Raw genomic sequence first — 21,678 nt, 5'->3', positions numbered from 1 at the left:
CGGAGGGGGTCCGCACTGCGGACGGGACGCCAGTGTCACACGACTCCCTGTGGGGCGGAAGTGCCAACTCGCTCCGTACTTGAGCGGTAACTGAGCCTGACGGTCGGTGCGTTGTGTGTCCCGTTATGTCCGCGCGGGCGCGGCAGGGGCGGTGCATCCTCGGCTGGGGCAGCCGGCGTGGTGACGAGCTCGGCAGCGGAAGGCAGATCGGTGATGAGGTCGACGCCCTCGCCCGTGGCGCCCTGATGACGCGCCGTGTCGCAGATGCGATGATGCTCGGCGACAAGGCGACGGCGGAACGAGGAAGCCGGTGTGAATCCGGCGCGGTCCCGCCACTGTGATCGGCGAGCGGATCCCGAACAGGCCACTGCCCGAAGGCGGGTGGGAAGGCCGGGACGAGCTTCGACCCGAGAGCCAGGAGACTCACGCGGTCGCCTCCTCGACGAACCCGGGGCGGATTTCCCCGGAGGAGGGTGGTTCGGCATGCCCGTGAGGCCGGCCGAGGGGGCGTACGAGAGCCCGGTGGGCAGAGGGTCGGTCGATCCGGTGCCGTGCCGGGTCGTCGTGTGCCGGGACTGCTGCTGCGGCAGTCCCAAGGTGACCGGGGTGGATCACACGGCGCAGACCGCGCGCCTGCGTGAGACCGCTCCCGTACGCGTCTCCGCCTGTCTGGACGTGTGCGATCAGGCCAACGTGATCGTCGTGCAGCCCTCCGCCGCCGGACGGGCCGCCGGGGCGCGGCCGGTCTGGCTGGGCCTGGTCAACGACCCGGCCGCCACCGAGGACATCGCCGCCTGGGTGAGCGCGGGCGGCCCCGGCATCGCTCCCCGGCCCGAGATCCTCGACCTCTACGCCTTTACCCCGCCTCGGCGCCGCGCGGTCTCCTGAGACCGGCAGCCTGCGCGCCGACCGTCCGTAACACCCGTACGAGAGGAACCTTCCCATGACGGGCAGACGACCGCTGTCCCCCCCCTGCTGGCCATGGCCACAGCTCTGCTGATCTCCGGTTGTGGCGGGAGCGCCCAGGACAACGGCGGTGGCGCCGAGGGCCCGGCCGCGAAGGGCTTCCCGGTCACCGTGTCCAACTGCGGGGTGATGACGACGTTTCAGCGCCCGCCGCAGCGCGCGGTGTCACTGAACCAGCACGCGACCGAGGTGATGCTGGCGCTCGGCCTGGAGAAGTCGATGGTCGGCACGGGCTACCTCGACGACGAGATCCTCCCCGAGTACCGGGCCGCCTACGACAAGGTCGAGGTGCTGTCGAAGGAGTACCCGTCGTACGAGACGCTGCTGGCCGCCGAGCCCGACTTCGTCTACGGCGGCTGGGCCTCCACCTTCGACGAGAAGGAGGGCCGCTCCCGTGACGCCTTCACCAAGGCCGGCATCAACACCCGCCTCAACATCGAGGAGTGCCCGTCCGGGCCGGTCACGATGACCCTGATGGACCGGGAGATCCGCGAGGTCGCCGAGGTCTTCGGCGTCCCGGAGCGGGCCGAGCGGCAGATCGAGCGGCTGCACGCCACCCTGGACGAGGTGGACAGGAAACTCGACGGCGTCGAGCCGGTGAAGCTGTTCGTCTACGACAGCGGCGACAAGACCGCCTTCACCGCGGGTGGCGCGGGCATCGGCAACGACATGATCGAGCGGGCCGGAGGGGTCAACCTCTTCGCCGACCTCGACAAACCGTTCGGTGACGTGTCGTTCGAGCAGGTGGCGGAGCGGGCGCCCGAGGTCATCGTCATCTACGACTACGGCGACCGGACCGTGGCACAGAAGAAGGAGTTCCTGCTCGCGAACCCGGCGCTGAAGGACGTGCCCGCCATCAAGAACCAGCGGTTCGCGGTGCTGCCGCTGTCCTCCACCGTCGTGGGCGTACGGGTGCCCGCGGCCGTTGCGTCGCTGGCCCGTCAGCTCCACCCGGACCGCTTCCGGTGACCGGCGTGACCGAGCCGGCCGCCGCCGAGGCGGTCGGCAAGAGCGACTCCCCCGGAGCAGGGGCCGCGCAGGCCGTGACCGGCCGCCGCAGACTCCCCTACGCCCTGGTGCTGGCCGGGCTCGCCGCCCTGGTGGCGGTGGCGGCGACGGTCGGGATCGCGGCCGGTTCGGTCACGATCCCCGCCGGGGAGGTGTGGGGCATCCTGCTCCACCACCTGCACCCCGCCCTGGCCGAAGCGACGTGGCCCCCGGTGCGGGAGACGATCGTCACCGACGTCCGGCTGCCCCGGGTGCTGTTGTGCGCGGTGGTGGGAGCCGGACTGTCGGTGGCGGGGATGGCGTTGCAGGCCCTGGTCCGCAACCCGCTCGCCGATCCGATGCTGCTGGGAGTGTCGTCGGGCGCGAGCGTCGGCGCGGTGCTGGTCCTCGTCTTCAACGTGACGCTGTTCGGGGCCTTCTCGCTGCCGCTCGCGGCGTTCTGCGGCGCTCTGGCGGCCCTGGTCGCGGTGTACTTCCTGGCCCGCTCCGGCGGACGGATGACCACCGTGCGGCTGGTCCTGGCGGGCGTGGCGACGGCCGAGGTGCTGTCGGCGGTGGCGAGTTTCCTCGTGGTCACCTCCAACGACCCCCACAAGACGCAGTCGGCGCTGCGCTGGATGCTCGGCGGACTCGCCGGCACCACCTGGACGATGGTGTGGATCCCGGCCGCAGCGGTCCTGCTCGGCACGGCCGTCCTGCTCGGCGTGAGCCGCCCGCTGAACCTGCTGCTCGCCGGAGAGGAGGCCGCCACCGCCCTCGGCCTGGACGTCCACCGCTTCCGTGCCGCACTGTTCACCCTGGTCGCACTGATGATCGGCACGATCGTCGCGGTCAGCGGCCAGATCGGCTTCGTCGGCCTGATCCTGCCGCACGTCGTACGGCTCCTGGTCGGGGCCGACCACCGCCGAGCGCTCCCGGCCGCGGCGCTGCTCGGCGCGGCCTTCCTGATCGCCGCCGACCTGGCCGCGCGCACCCTCATGAGCCCCGAGGAGATCCCCGTCGGCATCCTCACCGCCCTGGTCGGCGGCCCGTTCTTCCTCTGGCTGATGCGCAGGAGGACACGATGACCGGACGGCCGGAAGCGGCACCCGGAACCTTGGACATCGACGACGTGTCGGTGCTCGTCGACGGCAGGCCGCTGGTCGACCAGGTCTCCCTGACGGTGCCTGCCGGCGAGGTGGTCGGGCTCGTCGGCCCGAACGGCGCCGGCAAGTCCACCCTCCTGCGGACCGTCTACCGGGCGCTGCGCCCCACGTCGGGCCGCGTGCTGCTGGACGGGACGGACGTCTGGCGGATGCCCGGCAAGCGCCTGGCCCGGCACCTGGCGGCCGTCCTGCAGGAGCACGCCGGGGACTTCGAACTCACCGTGTACGAGGTAGTGGCCATGGGCCGCACCCCGCACAAGCGCCCCTTCGCGGGCGACGACGCCGACGACCGCGCCATCGTCACGGCCGCCCTGACGGAACTCGACGTCGCCGACCTGGCCGACGCACCCTTCGACCGGCTGTCGGGCGGGGAGAAGCAGCGCGTCCTCATCGCCCGCGCACTCGCCCAGCAGGCCGGAACGATGGTGCTGGACGAGCCCACCAACCACCTCGACCTGCGCCACCAGCTCGACGCACTCCGTCTCGTCCGCCGCCTCGGAGTCACCGCCGTGGTCGCGTTGCACGACCTCAACCTCGCCGCCTCGTTCTGCGACCGCCTCTGCGTGATGCAGGCCGGACGTCTGGTCGCCCACGGCGCGCCACGGGACGTCCTCACCCCCGCCCTGCTGGCCGGCGTCTACCGCGTCGAGGCGGACGTCACCGAGCATCCCCGCACCGGCCTGCCCCAGGTGACGCTGCTCACCGGCCACGATCCGACCGGACAGAGACAGGGAGTTGCGCAGACATGACGGCACCCGCACCCGCTCGCGCGCCCGCCGCGGCCGTCGCCGCCGCACTGGTGGACGTGGCGGCTCTCGGAGGTTTCTTCACCCTGGGCGTGGGCGGACCGGACCAGGGCTGGCACCCGGTCACCGACGCCTACGCCCGAGGCTTCACCGACCTCGCGGAGGCCGTCGCCGACCGGTACGACACCCACGAGAGGCGCATCGGCGTCTCCATCGCCCAGCTCGGACACGCCGCACGCCTGTGGTCCCCGGTCCTCGCCTGCACGCTCCTCCACGGCATCGTCCCCGACCTGGCCCGGCTGCACCGCGCCGACGAAGGCCCCGCGCTGCGGCTGCCCGCCCCCACCGGCTGGTACGCCGACCGTATCCCGCACCTCACCGAGGCGCTGTACGAGTTGGTGGTCGAGCAGCACCTGGACGTGCTGGCCGCCGGGCTCCGCGTCAAGATCTCCCCCCGCCTCCTGGACGGAAACGCCGCCTCCGCACTGGCCGGGACGGCCCAGGTGCTCCTGACGGCACGGCCGGACCTGCGCGACCCGCTCACCGAACTCACCACCGACCTGCTCGGCACCGGACGCCTGGCCGGCACCGGCCACTTCACCGGGTCCGACCTCAGCTTCCGCCGCCGCAGCTGCTGTCTCTTCTACCGCACGCCGGCGGGCACAAAGTGCGGAGACTGCTGCCTGGCCCGATGACTCAGCCGACGGCCGGGGCACCAGGGGGACACGGCCGGCCAAGGCGCCGGGCCTCACTGGTTTTCACACGTCCCTCGTGCTGGAGGCAGGGAAGAGGGGGCGCAAGGCGATCGATAGCCTGTTGGGGGAGCGGGCGGAGGGGAGTTCTGGCCCGAACTCCCCAGATTCTCCCCAGGAACGATCCTGAGCGTCGACCGGTCCGGCCGTTGCACGGAAACAGTGAGGTGAGAGGCCACATGTTCACCACCCGCCCCACCCTTCAGGGCACCTTCGGCATGGTGTCGTCCACCCACTGGCTCGCCTCGCAGTCCGCGATGGCCGTGCTGGAGGACGGCGGCAACGCCTATGACGCGGCCGTGGCCGGGGCGTTCGTGCTGCATGTCGTCGAGCCGCACCTCAACGGGCCCGCCGGGGAGGTGCCGATCCTGATCGCGCCCGCCGGCGGTGAGGTGAGGGTGCTGTGCGGGCAGGGCGTCGCGCCCGCCGGGGCGAGCGTCGCCCACTACCGGGGGCTCGGCCTCGACCTCGTACCCGGCACCGGGCCGCTCGCCGCCGCCGTCCCGGGCGCCTTCGACGCGTGGATGCTGCTGCTGCGCGACCACGGGACGAAGCCGCTCGCCGACGTCCTGAAGTACGCCATCGGGTACGCGGAGCACGGGCACGCGCCCGTGGAGCGCGTCGGCGAGACCGTCGAGACCGTGCGTGAGCTGTTCGAGACGGAGTGGACCTCGTCGGCGGAGGTGTACCTGCCGGGCGGCAGCGCCCCGCGCCCCGGGGAGCTGCTGCGCAACCCGGCGCTCGCCGCCACCTGGAAGCGGCTGCTCGCCGAGGTCGCCGGGGCGGGGGACCGGCAGGCGCAGATCGAGGCGGCCCGGGAGGTGTGGCGCACCGGATTCATCGCCGAGGCGCTGGTACGGCAGGCGGGGCGGCCCACGCTGGACACCAGCGGCGAGCGCCACACCGGTACGCTCACGGCCGACGACCTCGCCGGCTGGTCCGCGACCTACGAGGCGCCGGCGACGTACGACTGGAACGGCTGGACCGTGTGCAAGGCCGGCCCCTGGAGCCAGGGCCCGGTGCTGCTCCAGCAGCTCGCCCTGCTGCCGCCCGAGCTGCCGGCGTACGGCTCCGCGGACTACGTCCATCTGCTGATCGAGGGCTGCAAGCTCGCCATGGCCGATCGGGAGGCCTGGTACGGGGACGCCCGCGAGGTGCCGCTCGACGACCTGCTGTCGGCGCCGTACAACGCGAAGCGGCGCGGCCTCGTCGGTGACCGGGCGTCGTACGAGCTGCGGCCGGGCAGCCCCGGCGGGCGTATGCCGCGACTGTGCGCCCACGCGCGCGTGGTGGCCACCGAGGACCCGGGCTTCAACCCGATGGGGGTGGGGGAGCCGACCGTCGCCAAGAGCCCGACCTCCCCGGTGCCCGGCGAACCCGACGTCTCCGGCGACGGCGCCACCCGCGGCGACACCTGTCACCTCGACGTCGTCGACCGATGGGGCAACATGGTCGCCGCCACGCCCAGCGGAGGCTGGCTGCAGTCCAACCCCGTCGTGCCCGAGCTGGGCTTTCCGCTCGGTACGCGGTTGCAGATGACCTGGCTGGAGGAAGGGCTGGCGAACTCGCTCACGCCGGGCCGCCGGCCGCGGACCACGCTCACCCCCTCGATCGCGCTGCGTGACGGCGTGCCGGTGATGGCGTTCGGCACGCCCGGCGGGGACCAGCAGGACCAGTGGCAGCTGCACTTCTTCCTGGCGGTCGCCCTGCGCTCCCCGGTTCGCGGCGGACTCGACCTGCAGGGCGCGATCGACGCCCCGAACTGGCACAACGACAGCTTCCCCGGCTCCTTCTACCCGCGAGGGATGCGCCCGGGGAGCGTGACGGTCGAGGGACGGATGGCCCCGGACGTCGTCGAGGGGCTGCGGCGCCGAGGTCATGACGTCACGGTGGGTGACGACTGGTCGGAGGGGCGGCTGTGCGCGGTGGCGCGGGATCCGGAGACGGGTGTGCTGTCGGCGGCGGCGAATCCGCGCGGGATGCAGGGGTACGCGGTCGGCCGCTGACCCTGTGCAGTCGGGAAGCCGCGCGCGGAGGCGGGTGGCCGGGAGTTCATCCCGATTCCACCCGGAGTGCACCGCCCCGGCGGGCATTGTCAGCGCCGCGTGCTCTCATGGAGGCATGATCGAAGAGATGGAAACCATCGACGAGTTTCTCGCACGTAACTCGGCCGACGTGGAAGAAGCGGTGCGCAAGGCGGCCGCGGCCGAGATCATGCCGCGCTTCCGGCAGCTGGCCGCGCACGAGGTCGACCAGAAGAGCGGCCCGCACGACCTGGTGACGGACGCCGACCGGCTGGCCGAGCGGCACCTCACCGAGGCGCTCGGCGCGCTGCTGCCCGGCTCCGTGGTGGTCGGCGAGGAGGCGGTGCACGCCAACCCCGCGTCGTACGAGGCGATACGTGGCGACGCCCCGGTCTGGATCATCGACCCCGTCGACGGCACCCGGCAGTTCGTGCGCGGCGACGACGGCTTCTGCACGCTGGTCGCGCTCGCCCACCACGGCGTCGTGCTGGCCTCGTGGACCTACGCCGCCGCCCGCGACCAGCTGGCCACGGCCGTCCGCGGCCGGGGCGCCTTCCTCGACGGTGAGCGGCTGTTCGCCGGCCCGCCCACGCCGGGCCGTGACCTGCGCGTCGCCACCTCCCACCCGGACTACACCACCGACGAGGAGAAGCGCGCGCTGCTCGGCCTGTGGACGGACGGCGTCGCCCCGCGCGAGTGCGGTTCGGCCGGTCTGGAGTATCTTGCCGTCGCCCGGGGCGAGTCGGACGCCACGGCGTTCTCCTGGGAGGCCGCCTGGGACCACGCGGCGGGCCTGCTGCTCGTCGAGGAGGCCGGCGGTGCCCACCTGACCCGTACGGGCGAGCCGTTCCGCATCACGGGCGGCAACACCCTGCCCTTCACGGCGGCCCGCGACGCGGCCACGGCCCGGCGGGTGGCGGGACTGCTGGCCTCGGCGGTCTGAGCCCCGGTTCGTCCGTCACGGGCACCCGTCGCGGAGGGGTGTCAGTCCCCCGGCATATCCTGACCCTGAGTGGCCATCGGCTGACGAAGGAGTCCGAAGGTGCCGTCGATGCTCGATGCGGTCGTGGTGGGTGCGGGGCCGAACGGACTGACCGCCGCAGTGGAGCTGGCCCGCCGCGGCTTCTCCGTGGCGGTGTTCGAGGCGCGGGACGCGATCGGCGGCGGCGCCCGCACCGAGGAGCTGACGCTCCCCGGTTTCCGCCACGACCCGTGCTCCGCGGCCCACCCCCTCGGCATCAACTCCCCGGCGTTCCGGGCCCTCCCCCTGGACCGTTACGGCCTGGAGTGGCTGCACGCCGAGCTGCCCATGGCCCACCCGTTCCCCGACGGCACCGCCGCGATCCTGTCCCGCTCGGTCGGCGAGACCGCCGCCTCCCTCGGCCCGCGCGACGCGGGGACGTACCGCAGACTGGTGGAGCCCTTCCTGCACCACTGGGACACGCTGGCCCGCGACTTCATGTCCCTGCCGCTCAGCGCGCTGCCCCGCGACCCGGTGACCCTGGCCCGCTTCGGCCTGGCCGGCCTGCCCCCGTCCACCTGGCTGACCCGCCGCTTCCGCGACGAACCCGCCAAGACCCTCTTCGCCGGTCTCGTCGCCCATGTGATGGCCCCGCTCACCGGCTTCGCCACCGGCGCGATCGGCCTGGTCTTCGCCCTCGCCGCGCACGCCCGGGGCTGGCCCGTGGCCCGTGGCGGCTCCCAGTCCATCTCGGACGCGCTCGCCGCGTATCTGAAGGACCTCGACGGCGCGATCCACACCGACTACGAGGTCAAGCGCCTCGACGACCTGCCGCCCGCGCGCGCGTACGTCTTCGACACCTCACCCACCGCCCTGGCCCGCATCGCGGGCTTCGGCCGCTACTACGAGGGGTACCGGTACGGCCCGGGCGTCTTCAAGGTCGACTACGCGCTGGACGGCCCGGTGCCGTGGACCGCCGAGGAGCCGCGCAGGGCCGGGACCGTGCAGATCGGCGCCAGCAGCGCGGAGATCGGCACCGCGCTGCGCGAGGCGTCCCGCCTCGGCCGGGCGCCCGACCGGCCGTTCCTCATCACCGTGCAGCCCAGCCTCGTCGACCCCACCCGGGCCCCCGACGGCAAGCAGGTCTTCTGGGTGTACGGCCATGTCCCCAGCGGCTGGACCGGAGACCTCACCGACACCATCGAACGCCAACTGGAGCGCTTCGCCCCGGGATTCCGCGACCGCGTCCTCGCCCGCGCGACCGCCGGACCGCCCGAACTCGCCGCCCGCAACGCCAACTACGTCGGCGGCGACATCGGCTCCGGCGCGGTCAGCGGACTCCAGACGGTGCTGCGCCCCAAACTGTCCCTGTTCCCGTACAGCACCCCGCACCCGGCCGTGTACATCTGCTCCTCGGCCACCCCGCCGGGACCGGGCGTGCACGGCATGTCGGGGCACAACGCGGCGAAGGCCGTGTGGAGGAGGCTGAGGCAACCATGACCCCCGCAACCCCCACCATCACGCTCGTCCGGGGCGACATCACCGAGCAGAGCGCCGACGCGATCGTCAACGCGGCCAACTCCTCGCTGCTGGGCGGCGGGGGCGTGGACGGCGCCATCCACCGGCGCGGCGGCCCCGCGATCCTGGAGGACTGCCGCAAGCTGCGCGCCTCGACGTACGGCAAAGGGCTGCCGACCGGGCAGGCGGTCGCCACCACGGCGGGCGAACTGGACGCACGCTGGGTGATCCACACGGTGGGGCCGGTCCACTCCCAGCAGGAGGACCGCTCCGCGCAGTTGGCCTCCTGCTACCGGGAATCCCTGCGCGTCGCCGACGAGTTGGGCGCCCGGACCGTCGCGTTCCCGGCCGTCTCCGCGGGCATCTACGGCTGGCCGATGGACGACGCCGCACGGATCGCGGTCGAGACGGTACGGGCCACACGGACATCGGTCGAGGAGGTCAAGTTCGTCCTCTTCGACCAGCGGGCGTACGAGGCGTTCGCGGCGCAGGTGGGCTGACCCGGCACCCCCGACGCCCATCAGGAACCAACAAAGTCCGACGGGCCAATTGCTTGGTTGTGTTCGAAGTCCTAGGGTGATCCGGGCGCAGCAGCCGACACCGTCCCCATGAGCCGCCTCGCACCACGACGGCAACGGCTGCCCCGTCACCGTGAGGTGACCCGCCCTCAGTTCGTGCAGCGCACGTCCCGAGGAAGGACACGGTCATGCCGCACCCGTACCCCTCTCCCGCCGACCGGCCCGTCGTCAGCCGCCGCCGGCTCTTTCAGACCAGCGCCGCCGTCCTCGGCGGGCTCGCCCTGTCCTCGTCGCCCCTCGCCGCGTACGCCGCCCCGCGCGGCGCGACGGCGGACGGAACGCCGGAGTGGAACGGCACCATCGACCTGTTCCGGCTGGGCACCGAGCCCCCGCACACCACGCTCATGCCGTACGCGGACGTACGGCAGGCCCTGACCGCCGACCGCACCCGCTCCCCGTACCGGCTGAGCCTCGACGGCAGCTGGAAGTTCGCCTACGTCGACCGCCCCGCCGACCGGGACACCGACTTCTACCGCACCGACGTCGACGACCGGTCCTGGGACACCATCCCCGTCCCCTCCGTCTGGCAGCTGCACGGCTACGACTTCCCGATCTACGTCAACATCACCTACCCGTGGTGGGGCCCCAACGGCCTGGGCGAGGAACCGCAGCCCCCGGCCGCCCCGACCCGTTACAACCCCGTCGGCCAGTACCGGCGTACCTTCACGGTCCCGCGCAACTGGTCGGGGCGGCGAACCTTCCTGCATTTCGAGGGTGTCAAGTCGGCCCACTACGTGTGGATCAACGGGGAGCTGGTCGGCTACCACGAGGACTCGTACACCCCCGCCGAGTACGACATCACCTCGTACCTCAAGCCGGGCACCAATCAGATCGCCGTCGAGGTGTACCGCTACTCGGACGGGGACTGGCTGGAGGACCAGGACATGATCCGGCTGAGCGGAATCTTCCGCTCGGTCTACCTGTACTCCACACCGGTCGTCCATCTGCGCGACTTCAAGCTGGACACCCCGCTGAGCGAGGACTACACGGCCGCCGAGCTGGCGGTGACCGCGAGTGTGCGGGCGTACGCCGACGGCGGCGCCGGGCGGTACACGGTGGAGACCCAGCTGTACGACGAGCGCGGGCACCCCGTCTGGTCCCGGCCGCTGGAGCAGGCCGTCGACGTCACGGCGGTCGGCGAGGACGCCACCGTGCGGGCCGCCAGAGCCGTGCCCGCGCCCCGGCTCTGGTCGGCCGAGCACCCGAACCTCTACACCGCCGTCCTGCGGCTGCGCGACCCGCGCGGCAAGGTGATCGAAACGCTGTCGCACCGGGTCGGCTTCCGCGAGTTCGCGCTGAAGGACGGGCTGATGCGCATCAACGGCAAGCCCGTCTCCTTCCGGGGCACCAACCGGCACGAGATGCACCCCGAGCGCGGCACCGCGCTCACCCGCGCGGACATGGTCGAGGACATCGAGATCATCAAGCGGATGAACATAAACTCCGTCCGCACCTCGCACTACCCCAACAACCCGCTGTGGTACGAACTCGCCGACGAGTACGGCCTGTACCTGGTGGACGAGGCCAACGTCGAGACCCACGGCATACGCGACCGGTACCCCGGCAACCACGCCGACTGGAGCAGAGCGTGCGTGGCCCGCGCGCAGAACATGGTCCACCGGGACAAGAACCACGCCTCGGTGGTCATCTGGTCACTCGGCAACGAGGCGGGCGGCGGCAGCACCTTCGTCGCCATGCACGACTGGATACGCTCCTACGACCCGACCCGCGTCATCCAGTACGAGGGTGACGACCGGCCCGGGGTCAGCGACATCCGCTCGGAGATGTACGACAGCCCCGCGCGCGTCGAGGCCCGCGCCAAGGACACCGCGGACACCCGGCCGTACGTGATGATCGAGTACTCGCACGCGATGGGGAACTCGAACGGCAACTTCCGGAAGTACTGGGACATCATCCGCCGTCACGACGTCCTCCAGGGCGGCTGGATCTGGGACTTCGTCGACCAGTCGCTCAACTGGCCCACTCCGACACGGAAGCTGCTGACGGAGAGCGGTCCCGGCAAGCTGAAGGGCGAGATCCTCGCGCCCGGCGGCACCTTCGACCGGGCCAAGGGCGTCTCCGGCGGAACCGTCTTCGCCCGCGATCCCTTCCTCGACCTCACCGGCTCCCTGACGCTGGAGGCCTGGGTGACCCCGCACGTCACCGGGTACCACCAGCCCATCCTCGCCAAGGGCGACACCCAGTACGCGCTGAAACAGACCAACAGGAGCCTGGAGTTCTTCATCCACGGCGGCGGCCAGTGGATCACCGCCAGTTGGGCCCTGCCCGCGGAGGGCTGGACCGGCACCGAGCATCACATCGCCGGTGTCTTCGACGCCGCAACCGGCACGCTGACCCTCTACGTCGACGGCGTCGTCCGCGCCACCCGGACCACCACACGCCGGCCCGGCAGCAACACCGCGCCCCTCGCGCTCGCCACCGACGTCGACAACTGGACCCGGGAGTTCAGCGGCACGATACGCCGGGCACGCGTGTACGCACGTGCGCTGAGCGCCGGTGAGCTGGCCTCCGACAGCCGGGGTCCCGGCGACGACGGGGTGCGGCTCTGGTTCGACGCGGCCACGGTCGGGTTCGACGAGAGGAAGCCGCGTGAGAAGACGTTCCTCGCGTACGGCGGCGACTGGGGCGACAACCCCAACGACGGGAACTTCGTGGCGGACGGCATCGTGACCGCCGACCGCGGCCTCACCGGCAAGGCGACCGAGGTCAAGCAGGTCTACCAGGCCATCAACGTCACGCCGGGCACCGGCTGGGGAGCGGTCACCCTCACCAACGAGAACCTGTTCACCAACCTCCGTGCCTACGACGGCATCTGGACCCTGCTCGCCGACGGCAGGGCCGTTCAGCGCGGCAGGCTCACCCGAGGCCAGCTCGACGTACCGCCGCTGTCGAGCAAGGACATCACCCTCCCCGTACGCCGGCCGGGCAACCCGGCGCCGGGCGCGGAGTACTTCCTCCAGCTGTCCTTCACCACCAAGGAGCCCACGCAGTGGGCGAAGGCGGGCTTCGAGGTCGCCCGGCAGCAGCTGCCCGTCGACGTGGGCAGCCCGGCCGTGACGCCGGTGCCGCTGGCGCGCGTCCCGGCGCTGAGGTACGACGACGCCGAGACGTCCGTCACCGTCACGGGACGGGGTTTCTCCGTCACCGTCGACAAGGGCAGCGGGGTCATCACCTCGTACGAGGCCGCGGGCACCCGCCTGATCACCTCGGGCCCGGCGCCGAACTTCTGGCGGGCGCCCACCGACAACGACAAGGGCAACGGCCAGCACACCCGCAACCAGACCTGGCGGGACGCCGGCGCCCTGCGCGAGGTGACCGGTGTGAGCGTGCGCGCCCTGCGGGACCGGGCCGTCGAGATCAAGGTCAGCGGCACCCTGCCCACGACGACCGAGTCGACGTACACCACCACCTACACGGTGTTCGGCAACGCTGAGATCAAGGTCGACCACACCCTGCACCCGGGCGCCGCGAACCTGCCGTACCTCCCCGAGGTCGGCACCCTGCTGTTCCTGCCACGGCGCCTCGACCGGCTGCACTACTACGGCCGTGGCCCCGAGGAGAACTACTGGGACCGCGACAGCGGCACCGACGTCGGCGTGTACTCGGCAACCGTGGCCGACCTGTGGACGCCGTACATCCGCCCGCAGGAGAACGGCAACCGGACGGGCGTCCGCTGGGCCGCGCTGACCGGGCGCGACGGTGCCGGACTGCTGATCTGCGGGGAGCCGCTGGTGGAGGTCAACGCCTCGCACTTCACGCCGGAGGACCTGTCGTCCGGCGTGCGGCACGACTACCAGCTCACCCCGCGCGACGCGGTCGTGCTGCGGGTGAACCACCGGCAGATGGGCGTGGGCGGCGACAACAGCTGGGGCGCGCACACCCACGACGAGTACAAGCTGTTCGCCGACCGCGACTACGCCTACACCTACCGGCTGCGCCCGCTGAGCGACGTCCGGGACGCGATGGCGGCGGCGCGGCGGCCGACGGCCACCGAGTAGCAGTTCCCCGAATGCCCGGCACCCCACGGACGATCTCGGGGTGTCGGGCGCCGCACGCGGGAAACCCGTACCACCACAGGGCGAGAAGAAGGGCCCCGTGGCGGAAGGGGAGCACATGAGTTTCCGTGACCGCGCGCACGCCGGCCGGGAACTGGCCGAGCATCTGCGCATTCTGCAGGAGAAAGGGACACTCCCGGATCCCGTGGTCCTCGCCCTGCCCCGCGGCGGCGTCACGGTGGCCCGGGAGGTCGCGCGGGCCCTCGGCGCGCCGCTCGACGTGCTGGTGGTCCGCAAGATCGGAGCGCCGTTCCACGAGGAGTTCGGGGTCGGCGCGATCGCGGGCGACGAGCCGCCGTACTTCGACACCCGGGCCCTGGAGCAGCTGGGCCTGACCGAGGCCGAGCTGGCCCCGATCGTGGCCCGGGAGCGGACCGAGCTGCGCCGCAGGGAACAGCGGTACCGCCAGGACCGACCCGCCGCCGAACTGAAGGGACGTACCGCCATCCTCGTCGACGACGGGCTGGCCACCGGGTCGACCGCGCGGGCCGCCGTGCGCGCGGTGCGGCACCGGGAGCCCGAACGGGTGGTCGTCGCGGCGCCGGTCGCCTCGCACGAGGCCGTCGAGCTGCTGCGCCACGAGGCCGACGACGTGGTGTGCCTGATGCGGCCGAGCCCGTTCCACGCGGTCGGCCTCTGGTACGAGGACTTCGAACAGCTGACGGACGAGGACGTGCTGGAAGCGCTGCACGGCAGCTGACCCAGCGGGCCAGGAGATGATCATGACCAGGTACATACGTGAGGTGATGTCGTCGAGCACGGCGTCGATCGAACCCATGACCACGGTGGCCCGGGCCGCCCAGGTCATGCGGGACCGGGACATCGGCGACGTCCTGGTGGCGTACGACTGCGATCTGTTCGGCGTGCTCACCGACCGCGACATCGCGGTCCGGGCGGTCGCCGAGGCCCGCGACCCGCGCGTCACACCGGTCGGTTCGCTGTGCACGCGACCGCCGGTGGTGACCGTGGCGCCGGACGACACGACGGAGCACGCCGTCGAGCTGATGCGGCAGCACGCGGTCCGCAGGCTGCCCGTCGTCGACCGCGGCGGCTGCCCGGTCGGCATGGTCAGCCTGGGCGACCTCGCCACCACCGAGGACCCGCACTCCGCGCTGGCCGACATCAGCCGGGCGGCCCCCAACCACTGACGGTCGAACCACTGACGGTCGAACCACTGACGGTCGAACCACTGAAGGGAGGCACCGCCATGAACCGTGGACGGCCGGTGCCCCGCGAACGGTCGGGCATGATCGGCCGCCGCTTCCCGCGTACGGGCACCGAACCGGTCACCGCCCGCAGCGCACTGGGCCTGCGCGTGCTGCTCACCGCCGTCTTCCTGCCCGTCTTCGTCGCGGCGACCGTGCTGTTCGCCGTCTGGGCCGCGAGTTCCTCGCCTGGTGAGACACCCGGTCCGGCGCCGCTGACCGGCCTCGCCGTCGCCTCCGGCGTACTCGCCCTGGTCGCCGCCGCGGACGGTGTGGTCCTCCTGCGCCGGATGCGGCGGGAACGGGGCAGGCCCCAGGCCTGAGACCGGCGGCATGGCGATCAGTGTGGCGATGAGCGCAGCGCGGCGAAAGAATCCCCTACACCGGGCCAACCGCTCTTCACCACACCGAAAGGGACCTGACGCATGGACGAGCAGGACGAGCGCTTCGACGTCGTCGTTCTCGGAGCGGGCCCCGGCGGCTACGTCGCCGCCGTCCGGGCCGCCCAGCTGGGCAAGCGCGTCGCCGTCGTGGAGGAGAAGTACTGGGGCGGCGTCTGCCTGAACGTCGGCTGCATCCCCACCAAGGCCCTGCTGCGCAACGCCGAGCTCGCGCACATCGTCACCCGCGAGGCCAAGACCTTCGGCATCAAGGTCGACGGCGAGGTCTCCTTCGACTACGGCGAGGCCTTCCGGCGCAGCCGCCGGGTCGCGGACGGCCGGGTCAAGGGCGTTCACTACCTGATGAAGAAGAACAAGATCACGGAGTACGACGGCCGCGGCACGTTCCTCGACCCGCACACGCTCCAGGTCACCGACTACGAGGGCACCACCCGCACCATCGGCTTCGAGAACTGCATCATCGCCACCGGTGCCACCCCGAAGCTGCTGCCCGGCACCCGCCGCACCTCACGCGTGGTGACGTTCGAGGAGCAGATCCTCGCCGAGGAGCTGCCGCAGTCGATCATCATCGCGGGCGCCGGCGCGATCGGTGTCGAGTTCGCGTACATCCTGAACAACTACGGCGTGAAGGTCACCGTCGTCGAGTTCCTGGACCGCGCCGCCCCCCTGGAGGACGCCGAGGTCTCCACCGAACTCGCCCGCCAGTACCGCAAGCTGGGCATCGACGTGCTCACCTCGACCCGCGTCGACGCCATCGACGAGGCCGGCCCGCAGGTCCGGGTCACGGTCACCGCCAACGACGGCTCCCAGCAGGTCCTGGAGGCCGACAAGGTGCTCCAGGCGATCGGGTTCGCGCCGAACGTCACCGGCTACGGCCTGGAGAACACCGGCGTGACCGTCACCGAGCGCGGCGCGATCGACGTCGACGGCCGCTGCCGCACCTCCGTCCCGCACATCTACGCCATCGGCGACGTCACCGCGAAGCTGATGCTCGCGCACGCGGCCGAGGCGATGGGCGTGGTGGCGGCGGAGACCATCGCCGACGCGGAGACCATGGAGCTGGACTACGCGATGATCCCGCGGGCCACCTACTGCCAGCCGCAGATCGCCAGCTTCGGCTACACCGAGGCGCAGGCCCGCGACCTCGGCTACGACGTCAAGGTCGCCAAGTTCCCGTTCACCGCCAACGGCAAGGCGCACGGCCTCGGCGACACCACCGGTTTCGTGAAGCTGATCAGCGACGCGACGTACGGCGAGCTGATCGGCGGCCACCTCATCGGCCCCGACGTCACCGAGCTGCTGCCCGAGCTGACCCTGGCCCAGAAGTGGGACCTCACCGTCCACGAGGTGGCCCGCAACGTCCACGGCCACCCGACCCTCGGCGAGGCGATCCAGGAGGCCGTGCACGGCCTGGCCGGCCACATGATCAACATGTGAGCACCCTGCCTGGGCGGCCGTGTGCCTCCCTCCCCGGGTGTCACCCGACCGGCGTAACCGGAATGGCGGCACCCCTGGCGGCGCCCGGAGGCTGGAGTCACCCACATGAAGGGACGGCCGCCATGGCTCAGCACGCTGCACATCCGACAGGACCGCAGGCCGCACCGACGGGCCGCCGCGAGGGGTGGGCGACCGGCGGCGTCATGTTCGCCGGTGTGCTGATGTTGTGCGGCGGTCTGCTCGCGGTGCTCCAGGGCATCGCGGCGATCGCCGCGGACGACGTGTACGCCCGCGTCGGCACGTACGTCTACGAGCTCAACCTCACCGGCTGGGGCTGGATCCACCTGGTCGTCGGCGTCCTCGTCGCCGTCACCGGCTGGGGCCTGCTCATGGGGGCGGCCTGGGCACGGATCGCCGGTATCACCCTGGCCGCGCTGAGCCTGATCCTGCAGTTCCTCTTCCTGCCGTACCAGCCGGTCTGGTCGGTCGTCATGATGGCGATCGACGTATTCGTGATCTGGGCGCTGGCCTCCTACCGGGAACCCGCCCGCTGAACCGCCCTACTCGGCGGTGTCGCTGATGCCCAGCCGCAGGTGCTCCACGTGGTACACGGCCTGGTCGAGGAGTTCCGCGACGTGGTGGTCGTGCAGCGCGTAGACGACCGACCGGCCGCGCCGCTCGCCGACCACCAGCCCGAGATTGCGCAGCTGGTGCGAGCAGGCGGACTGTTCCATGCCGACCTCGGCCGCCAACTCCGTGGCGGGCAGCGGGCCTTCGCGCAGCCGCGCCAGGATCAGCAGGCGGGACGGGGTGGACAGGGCCTGGAGGGTGGTGGCCACCTTGGCGACATTGGCCTCGTCCAGACGTACGCGCTCGGCGGCTGCGGGGGTGACGGCTCCATGACCCATGACCGGTATCGTACCGGTCGTATATGAACACATGAATGGGTCTTCATGTGCCCCTGTACGGTGCTCGTGTGTCAGCGACTCTCACGCCGCGAACGGCGCCCCCTGCCCGCACCCTGGCGATGGGGAGCGCGGGCGCCGACCTCGCGCTGGAGAGCGCGGACGCCGTCGTCGTACGCGACGAACTCGCCACCGTCCCGGCGGTCGTACGACTGTCCCGGGCCGCCCGCCGCCTCGTCGTCCAGAACCTGGTCATCGCCGGTACGTTCATCACCGTGCTGGTCGGGCTGAACGGGCTGCGGCTGCTGCGCGAGTCGGCGTGGCGATCCGGGGCGGTCCAGGACAGCGAAGGTAGATGTCGGATTCTCGCCAGCGTCGGCCCGCCCGGTGGTCGATGCTGGACGCATGCAGAAGGGGATGCACACCGACACCGAGCGCTGTCTGCGAGCCGTTCAGGCCAAGGACGCGCGCTTCGACGGGTGGTTCTTCACCGCCGTCCTGACCACCGGAATCTACTGCCGGCCCAGCTGCCCCGTCGTGCCGCCCAAGCCCGAGAACATGGTGTTCCACCCGAGCGCGGCGGCCTGCCAGCAGGCCGGTTTCCGGGCGTGCAAGCGCTGCCGCCCGGACACCAGCCCCGGCTCCCCGGAGTGGAACCGGCGCGCCGACCTCGTGGCCCGCGCCATGCGGCTGATCGCCGACGGCGTCGTGGACCGCGAGGGCGTGCCCGGCCTCGCCGCCCGGCTCGGCTACAGCGCCCGGCAGATCGAACGCCAGCTGCTCGCCGAACTCGGCGCGGGCCCGCTCGCCCTGGCCCGCGCCCAGCGCGCCCAGACGGCCCGGCTGCTCATCGAGACGACGGCACTGCCCATGGCGGAGATCGCCTTCGCGGCCGGTTTCTCCTCCATCCGCACCTTCAACGACACCGTCCGCGAGGTCTACGCCCTCACCCCCAGCGACCTGCGCGCCCGGACACCGCGAGGGCCCGCCGGAGGCACCCCGGGCGCCCTGTCGCTCCGCCTCCCGTTCCGCGCCCCGCTCAACCCCGACAACCTCTTCGGCCACCTCGCCGCCACCGCCGTACCCGGCGTGGAGGAGTGGCGCGACGGCGCCTACCGCCGCACGCTCCGCCTCCCCTACGGCCACGGCATCGCGGCGCTCACCCCGCGCCCCGACCACATCGCCTGCCGCCTCACCCTCAGCGACCTGCGCGATCTGCCCGTCGCCATCAGCCGCTGCCGCCGGCTGCTCGACCTGGACGCCGACCCGGTCGCCGTCGACGACCAGCTGCGGGCCGATCCTCTGCTGGCGCCCCTGGTCGACAAGGCCCCGGGCCGCCGCGTCCCGCGCACGGTCGACGAGGCGGAGTTCGCCGTACGGGCCGTGCTGGGCCAGCAGGTCTCCACGGCCGCCGCCCGCACCCACGCGGCCCGCCTGGTCACCGTGCACGGAGAGCCGGTCGACGACCCCGAGGGCGGGCTCACCCACCTGTTCCCGTCGGTGGACGCGCTCGCGTCGGTGGACCCCGAGTCACTCGCCATGCCCCGCACCCGCCGCACGACCCTCACCACCCTCGTCGGCCAACTCACCGACGGCTCACTGCACTTGGGCGTGGAGAGCGACTGGCCGCGGACCCGCGCCCAGCTCCTGTCCCTCCCCGGCTTCGGTCCCTGGACCGCCGACGTCATCGCGATGCGCGCCCTCGGCGACCCCGACGCCTTCCTCCCCACCGACCTCGGCATCCGCCGTGCCGCGGGGGAGCTGGGCCTGCCGTCCACCCCGGCCGCGCTCACCGCACGGGCGGCGGCCTGGCGCCCGTGGCGGGCGTACGCCGTCCAGTACCTGTGGGCGACCGACAGCCACCCGATCAACTTCCTTCCGGTGTAAGGACTTCCGATGCGACAGCACACCGTCATCGACAGCCCGTACGGCCCTCTCACCCTGGTCGCCGAGGACGGCGTCCTGTGCGGCCTGTACATGACCGACCAGCGCCACCGCCCGGCGGAGGAGACCTTCGGCGAACGGGACGAGACACCCTTCGGTGAGACCATCGACCAGCTGACGGCCTACTTCGGCGGCGAGCTGAAGGAGTTCACCCTCGAACTGCGCTTGAACGGCACCCCGTTCCAGCGCACCGTCTGGGACCAGCTCCGCCGTATCCCGTACGGCGAGACCCGCTCGTACGGCGAACTGGCCGAGGCCCTCGGCAACCACAGTGCCTCCCGCGCGGTCGGCCTCGCCAACGGCAAGAACCCCATCGGCATCATCGTCCCCTGCCACCGCGTGATCGGCGCGAGCGGCAGCCTGACCGGCTACGGCGGCGGCCTGGAACGCAAGCAGCGCCTGCTGGACTTCGAGCGCGGCGAGGCCCTGTTCTAGTCACTCAGCGTGCGCAGCAGCTTCGGCAGCGCCGTCCCGATCGGTTCCCGTACGACCTCGTCGGCGAGTTCGTCGTACGGCGTCGGCTCGGCGTTGACGATGACGAGGCGGGCGCCGTGGTCGGCGGCGACCCCCGCGAGCCCGGCCGCGGGCTGCACCTGCAGACTCGTCCCGACCGCGATGAACACCTGGCAGGCCTTGCTGATGGCGAGCGCATCACCCAGCACCACCGGATCGAGCCGCTCGCCGAACATGACGGTCGCCGACTTCAGGATCCCGCCGCACTCCAGACACGCGGGATCGTCCTCACCCGCCTCGACGCGCGCGATCGCGTCCGCCATCGGACCGCGCGCATGACAGCCCGTGCACACGACACTGCGCGCGCTGCCGTGCAGTTCGAGCACCTTGCGGGCGGGCATCCCGGCGAGCTGGTGCAGCCCGTCCACGTTCTGCGTGATCACCCGCACCGGCACCCCGGACCGCTCCAGCTCGGCCACCGCCCGGTGCGCGGCGTTCGGCTGCGCCTGCAGCGTGCGGTTCTTCCGCCGCATCTGCCAGGACCGCCGCCGGATCTCCGGATCGCCCATGTAGTACTCGTACGTCACGAGCTTCTCGGCCTCCGGATCCCGCCGCCACAGCCCGTTCGGCCCGCGGTAGTCCGGGATGCCGGAGTCGGTGGAGATACCGGCGCCGCTGAGGATGGCGACGAGGGGCTTGGTCATGCGATCGAGGGTAGGGCGGGGGGGGACGGACGGCGAACAGATTGTCGGGTCGGCGGGGCGTGGCTGCTGTTAGGGTCCGCGCATGGCAAAGGTCAACGTCTCGCTCGATGCCGAACTCGTCGTGGAGGCCATGGTGCTCTCGGGCGTCGGCAATCCCCAGGACGCCGTCGAGGTCGTCCTGCGCGACTACATCGAGCGCGGCCACCGCACGGAGGCCAGGATCGCCCAGCGGGACGAGGCCCTGCGCGATGTGGACGGCAAGCCGCGGGACGTGGAGGGCTGACCCACGGCCACCGGATCAGCCGACCCGGTGGCCGTTCTCCAGCTCTACCGTCTCCGAGCCGTTCTCCAGGGCGTCCAGGGCGGCCACCACACGGCGGCCCGTGGCGCCGGGCAGATGGTCGAGGAGCTCGGCGGGCGCGACGAACCGCCACGACAGCAGCTCCTCCTCCTGCAGCCGGATCGCCTTGATGTCCTCCGGGCTCAGGACTCCGCCGTCGTAGAGGTACGCCACCAGCGGCGGCCGGGCCGTCCCGTGCACCCAGTCCACGGCGAGCAACCGCCCGAGTTCGCGGTCCAGGCCGATCTCCTCCGCGGTCTCGCGGCGCGCGCCCTGCCGTGGGGTCTCGCCGTCGTCGGACTCGATCGTGCCGCCCGGCAGCGCCCAGCCGTCACGGTAGTTGGGCTCGACGAGCAGCACACGGCCCTCGGCGTCCCGGAAGAGGGCGGCGGCACCGGCGAGGACGCGCGGCAGGCTCGCGATGTACGTGGCGAAGTCAGGAGTGGTCACCCTGGACAGGGTAACCAGCGCACAGGGCCGCCTTCTCCGGCGCACGAGGCTCCGCAACGCGCCGC

Annotated in this window: 21 protein-coding genes, 1 pseudogene and 1 riboswitch; of the genes and pseudogenes, 19 read left to right on the top strand and 3 right to left on the bottom strand. The window is 72.0% G+C overall.

Annotation, left to right across the window (positions count from 1 at the left end; all coding sequences use genetic code 11):
* Window positions 1-297 precede the first annotated feature (297 nt).
* A riboswitch (cobalamin riboswitch) is annotated at window positions 298-425 on the top strand.
* A 58-nt stretch (window positions 426-483) separates the two neighbouring features.
* From HJD23_RS05965 to HJD23_RS05895, 15 genes are all read left to right on the top strand, one after another.
* A complete protein-coding gene (locus tag HJD23_RS05965) occupies window positions 484-888 on the top strand; it encodes a (2Fe-2S) ferredoxin domain-containing protein (RefSeq protein ID WP_171109389.1) in 405 nt (134 codons plus the stop codon).
* Between the two features lie 93 nt (window positions 889-981).
* Window positions 982-1,935: an ABC transporter substrate-binding protein gene (locus tag HJD23_RS05960; protein WP_171109390.1), complete on the top strand. Its 954-nt coding sequence runs from the start codon at window positions 982-984 to the stop codon at window positions 1,933-1,935.
* Window positions 1,936-2,009: 74 nt separating this feature from the next.
* Entirely contained in the window at window positions 2,010-3,041 is a 1,032-nt protein-coding gene (locus HJD23_RS05955) for an iron ABC transporter permease (protein ID WP_171111515.1), read from the top strand.
* A complete protein-coding gene (locus HJD23_RS05950) occupies window positions 3,038-3,868 on the top strand; it encodes an ABC transporter ATP-binding protein (RefSeq protein ID WP_171109391.1) in 831 nt (276 codons plus the stop codon). Before HJD23_RS05955 ends, HJD23_RS05950 begins: the two co-directional genes overlap by 4 nt.
* Window positions 3,865-4,560 carry a (2Fe-2S)-binding protein gene (locus HJD23_RS05945; RefSeq protein WP_171109392.1) on the top strand — a complete coding sequence of 232 codons (696 nt, stop codon included), beginning with the start codon at window positions 3,865-3,867 and terminating at the stop codon, window positions 4,558-4,560. The genes HJD23_RS05950 and HJD23_RS05945 overlap by 4 nt, the downstream gene beginning before the upstream one ends.
* A 236-nt stretch (window positions 4,561-4,796) precedes the next feature.
* Window positions 4,797-6,623: a gamma-glutamyltransferase gene (locus HJD23_RS05940; RefSeq protein WP_171109393.1), complete on the top strand. Its 1,827-nt coding sequence runs from the start codon at window positions 4,797-4,799 to the stop codon at window positions 6,621-6,623.
* Between the two features lie 115 nt (window positions 6,624-6,738).
* Window positions 6,739-7,584: an inositol monophosphatase family protein gene (locus tag HJD23_RS05935; RefSeq protein ID WP_171109394.1), complete on the top strand. Its 846-nt coding sequence runs from the start codon at window positions 6,739-6,741 to the stop codon at window positions 7,582-7,584.
* Window positions 7,585-7,692: 108 nt separating this feature from the next.
* Window positions 7,693-9,102 (top strand): NAD(P)/FAD-dependent oxidoreductase, encoded by a 1,410-nt coding sequence (locus tag HJD23_RS05930; RefSeq protein ID WP_171109395.1) that lies wholly within the window; start codon window positions 7,693-7,695, stop codon window positions 9,100-9,102.
* The gene (locus HJD23_RS05925) at window positions 9,099-9,620 is read left to right on the top strand and encodes an O-acetyl-ADP-ribose deacetylase (RefSeq protein ID WP_171109396.1); all 522 of its coding nucleotides are present in this window, start codon (window positions 9,099-9,101) and stop codon (window positions 9,618-9,620) included. Before HJD23_RS05930 ends, HJD23_RS05925 begins: the two co-directional genes overlap by 4 nt.
* A gap of 206 nt (window positions 9,621-9,826) precedes the next feature.
* Window positions 9,827-13,717 (top strand): glycoside hydrolase family 2 TIM barrel-domain containing protein, encoded by a 3,891-nt coding sequence (locus tag HJD23_RS05920; protein WP_171109397.1) that lies wholly within the window; start codon window positions 9,827-9,829, stop codon window positions 13,715-13,717.
* A 115-nt stretch (window positions 13,718-13,832) separates the two neighbouring features.
* Window positions 13,833-14,474, top strand: a complete 642-nt coding sequence (locus tag HJD23_RS05915; protein ID WP_171109398.1) for a phosphoribosyltransferase family protein — start codon at window positions 13,833-13,835, stop codon at window positions 14,472-14,474.
* Window positions 14,475-14,496: 22 nt separating this feature from the next.
* Window positions 14,497-14,922 carry a CBS domain-containing protein gene (locus HJD23_RS05910; protein ID WP_171109399.1) on the top strand — a complete coding sequence of 142 codons (426 nt, stop codon included), beginning with the start codon at window positions 14,497-14,499 and terminating at the stop codon, window positions 14,920-14,922.
* Window positions 14,923-14,981: 59 nt separating this feature from the next.
* A complete protein-coding gene (locus HJD23_RS05905) occupies window positions 14,982-15,302 on the top strand; it encodes a DUF6343 family protein (RefSeq protein ID WP_232108079.1) in 321 nt (106 codons plus the stop codon).
* Window positions 15,303-15,404: 102 nt separating this feature from the next.
* Window positions 15,405-16,817 (top strand): dihydrolipoyl dehydrogenase, encoded by a 1,413-nt coding sequence (lpdA, locus tag HJD23_RS05900; RefSeq protein WP_171109400.1) that lies wholly within the window; start codon window positions 15,405-15,407, stop codon window positions 16,815-16,817.
* A gap of 122 nt (window positions 16,818-16,939) precedes the next feature.
* The gene (locus tag HJD23_RS05895; RefSeq protein WP_171109401.1) at window positions 16,940-17,371 is read left to right on the top strand and encodes a hypothetical protein; all 432 of its coding nucleotides are present in this window, start codon (window positions 16,940-16,942) and stop codon (window positions 17,369-17,371) included.
* Between the two features lie 6 nt (window positions 17,372-17,377).
* Here HJD23_RS05895 and HJD23_RS05890 read toward each other — a convergent pair whose 3' ends face one another.
* Window positions 17,378-17,725 carry a metalloregulator ArsR/SmtB family transcription factor gene (locus tag HJD23_RS05890; RefSeq protein WP_240980639.1) on the bottom strand — a complete coding sequence of 116 codons (348 nt, stop codon included), beginning with the start codon at window positions 17,723-17,725 and terminating at the stop codon, window positions 17,378-17,380.
* Window positions 17,726-17,838: 113 nt separating this feature from the next.
* On the opposite strand from HJD23_RS05890, the pseudogene HJD23_RS43470 reads away from it, so the two are divergent.
* From HJD23_RS43470 to HJD23_RS05875, 3 genes and pseudogenes are all read left to right on the top strand, one after another.
* Window positions 17,839-18,048: pseudogene (locus HJD23_RS43470) on the top strand (heavy metal translocating P-type ATPase); the annotation flags it as partial.
* Window positions 18,049-18,127: 79 nt separating this feature from the next.
* Window positions 18,128-19,609, top strand: a complete 1,482-nt coding sequence (locus HJD23_RS05880) for an AlkA N-terminal domain-containing protein (protein WP_277347769.1) — start codon at window positions 18,128-18,130, stop codon at window positions 19,607-19,609.
* A 9-nt stretch (window positions 19,610-19,618) separates the two neighbouring features.
* Window positions 19,619-20,101 (top strand): methylated-DNA--[protein]-cysteine S-methyltransferase, encoded by a 483-nt coding sequence (locus HJD23_RS05875; protein ID WP_171109403.1) that lies wholly within the window; start codon window positions 19,619-19,621, stop codon window positions 20,099-20,101.
* On the opposite strand, the gene HJD23_RS05870 is transcribed toward HJD23_RS05875, so the two are convergent.
* The gene (locus tag HJD23_RS05870; protein ID WP_171109404.1) at window positions 20,098-20,823 is read right to left on the bottom strand and encodes a Sir2 family NAD-dependent protein deacetylase; all 726 of its coding nucleotides are present in this window, start codon (window positions 20,821-20,823) and stop codon (window positions 20,098-20,100) included. The two genes, HJD23_RS05875 and HJD23_RS05870, sit on opposite strands and share 4 nt — an antisense overlap.
* A gap of 82 nt (window positions 20,824-20,905) precedes the next feature.
* Here HJD23_RS05870 and HJD23_RS05865 point away from each other — a divergent pair, with 82 nt between their 5' ends.
* Window positions 20,906-21,106, top strand: a complete 201-nt coding sequence (locus HJD23_RS05865) for a type II toxin-antitoxin system VapB family antitoxin (RefSeq protein WP_171109405.1) — start codon at window positions 20,906-20,908, stop codon at window positions 21,104-21,106.
* Between the two features lie 15 nt (window positions 21,107-21,121).
* Here the strand turns inward: HJD23_RS05865 and HJD23_RS05860 are convergent, their stop codons facing one another.
* On the bottom strand, window positions 21,122-21,613 hold the full coding sequence (locus tag HJD23_RS05860) for an NUDIX hydrolase (RefSeq protein ID WP_171109406.1): 492 nt from the start codon (window positions 21,611-21,613) through the stop codon (window positions 21,122-21,124).
* Between the last annotated feature and the right edge of the window lie 65 nt (window positions 21,614-21,678).

Source organism: Streptomyces sp. Z423-1 (assembly GCF_013009255.1).
Lineage (GTDB): Bacteria > Actinomycetota > Actinomycetes > Streptomycetales > Streptomycetaceae > Streptomyces > Streptomyces gossypiisoli.
Note: the sequence above shows the minus strand (reverse complement) of the source record. Positions and strands in the feature narration are given on the sequence as shown.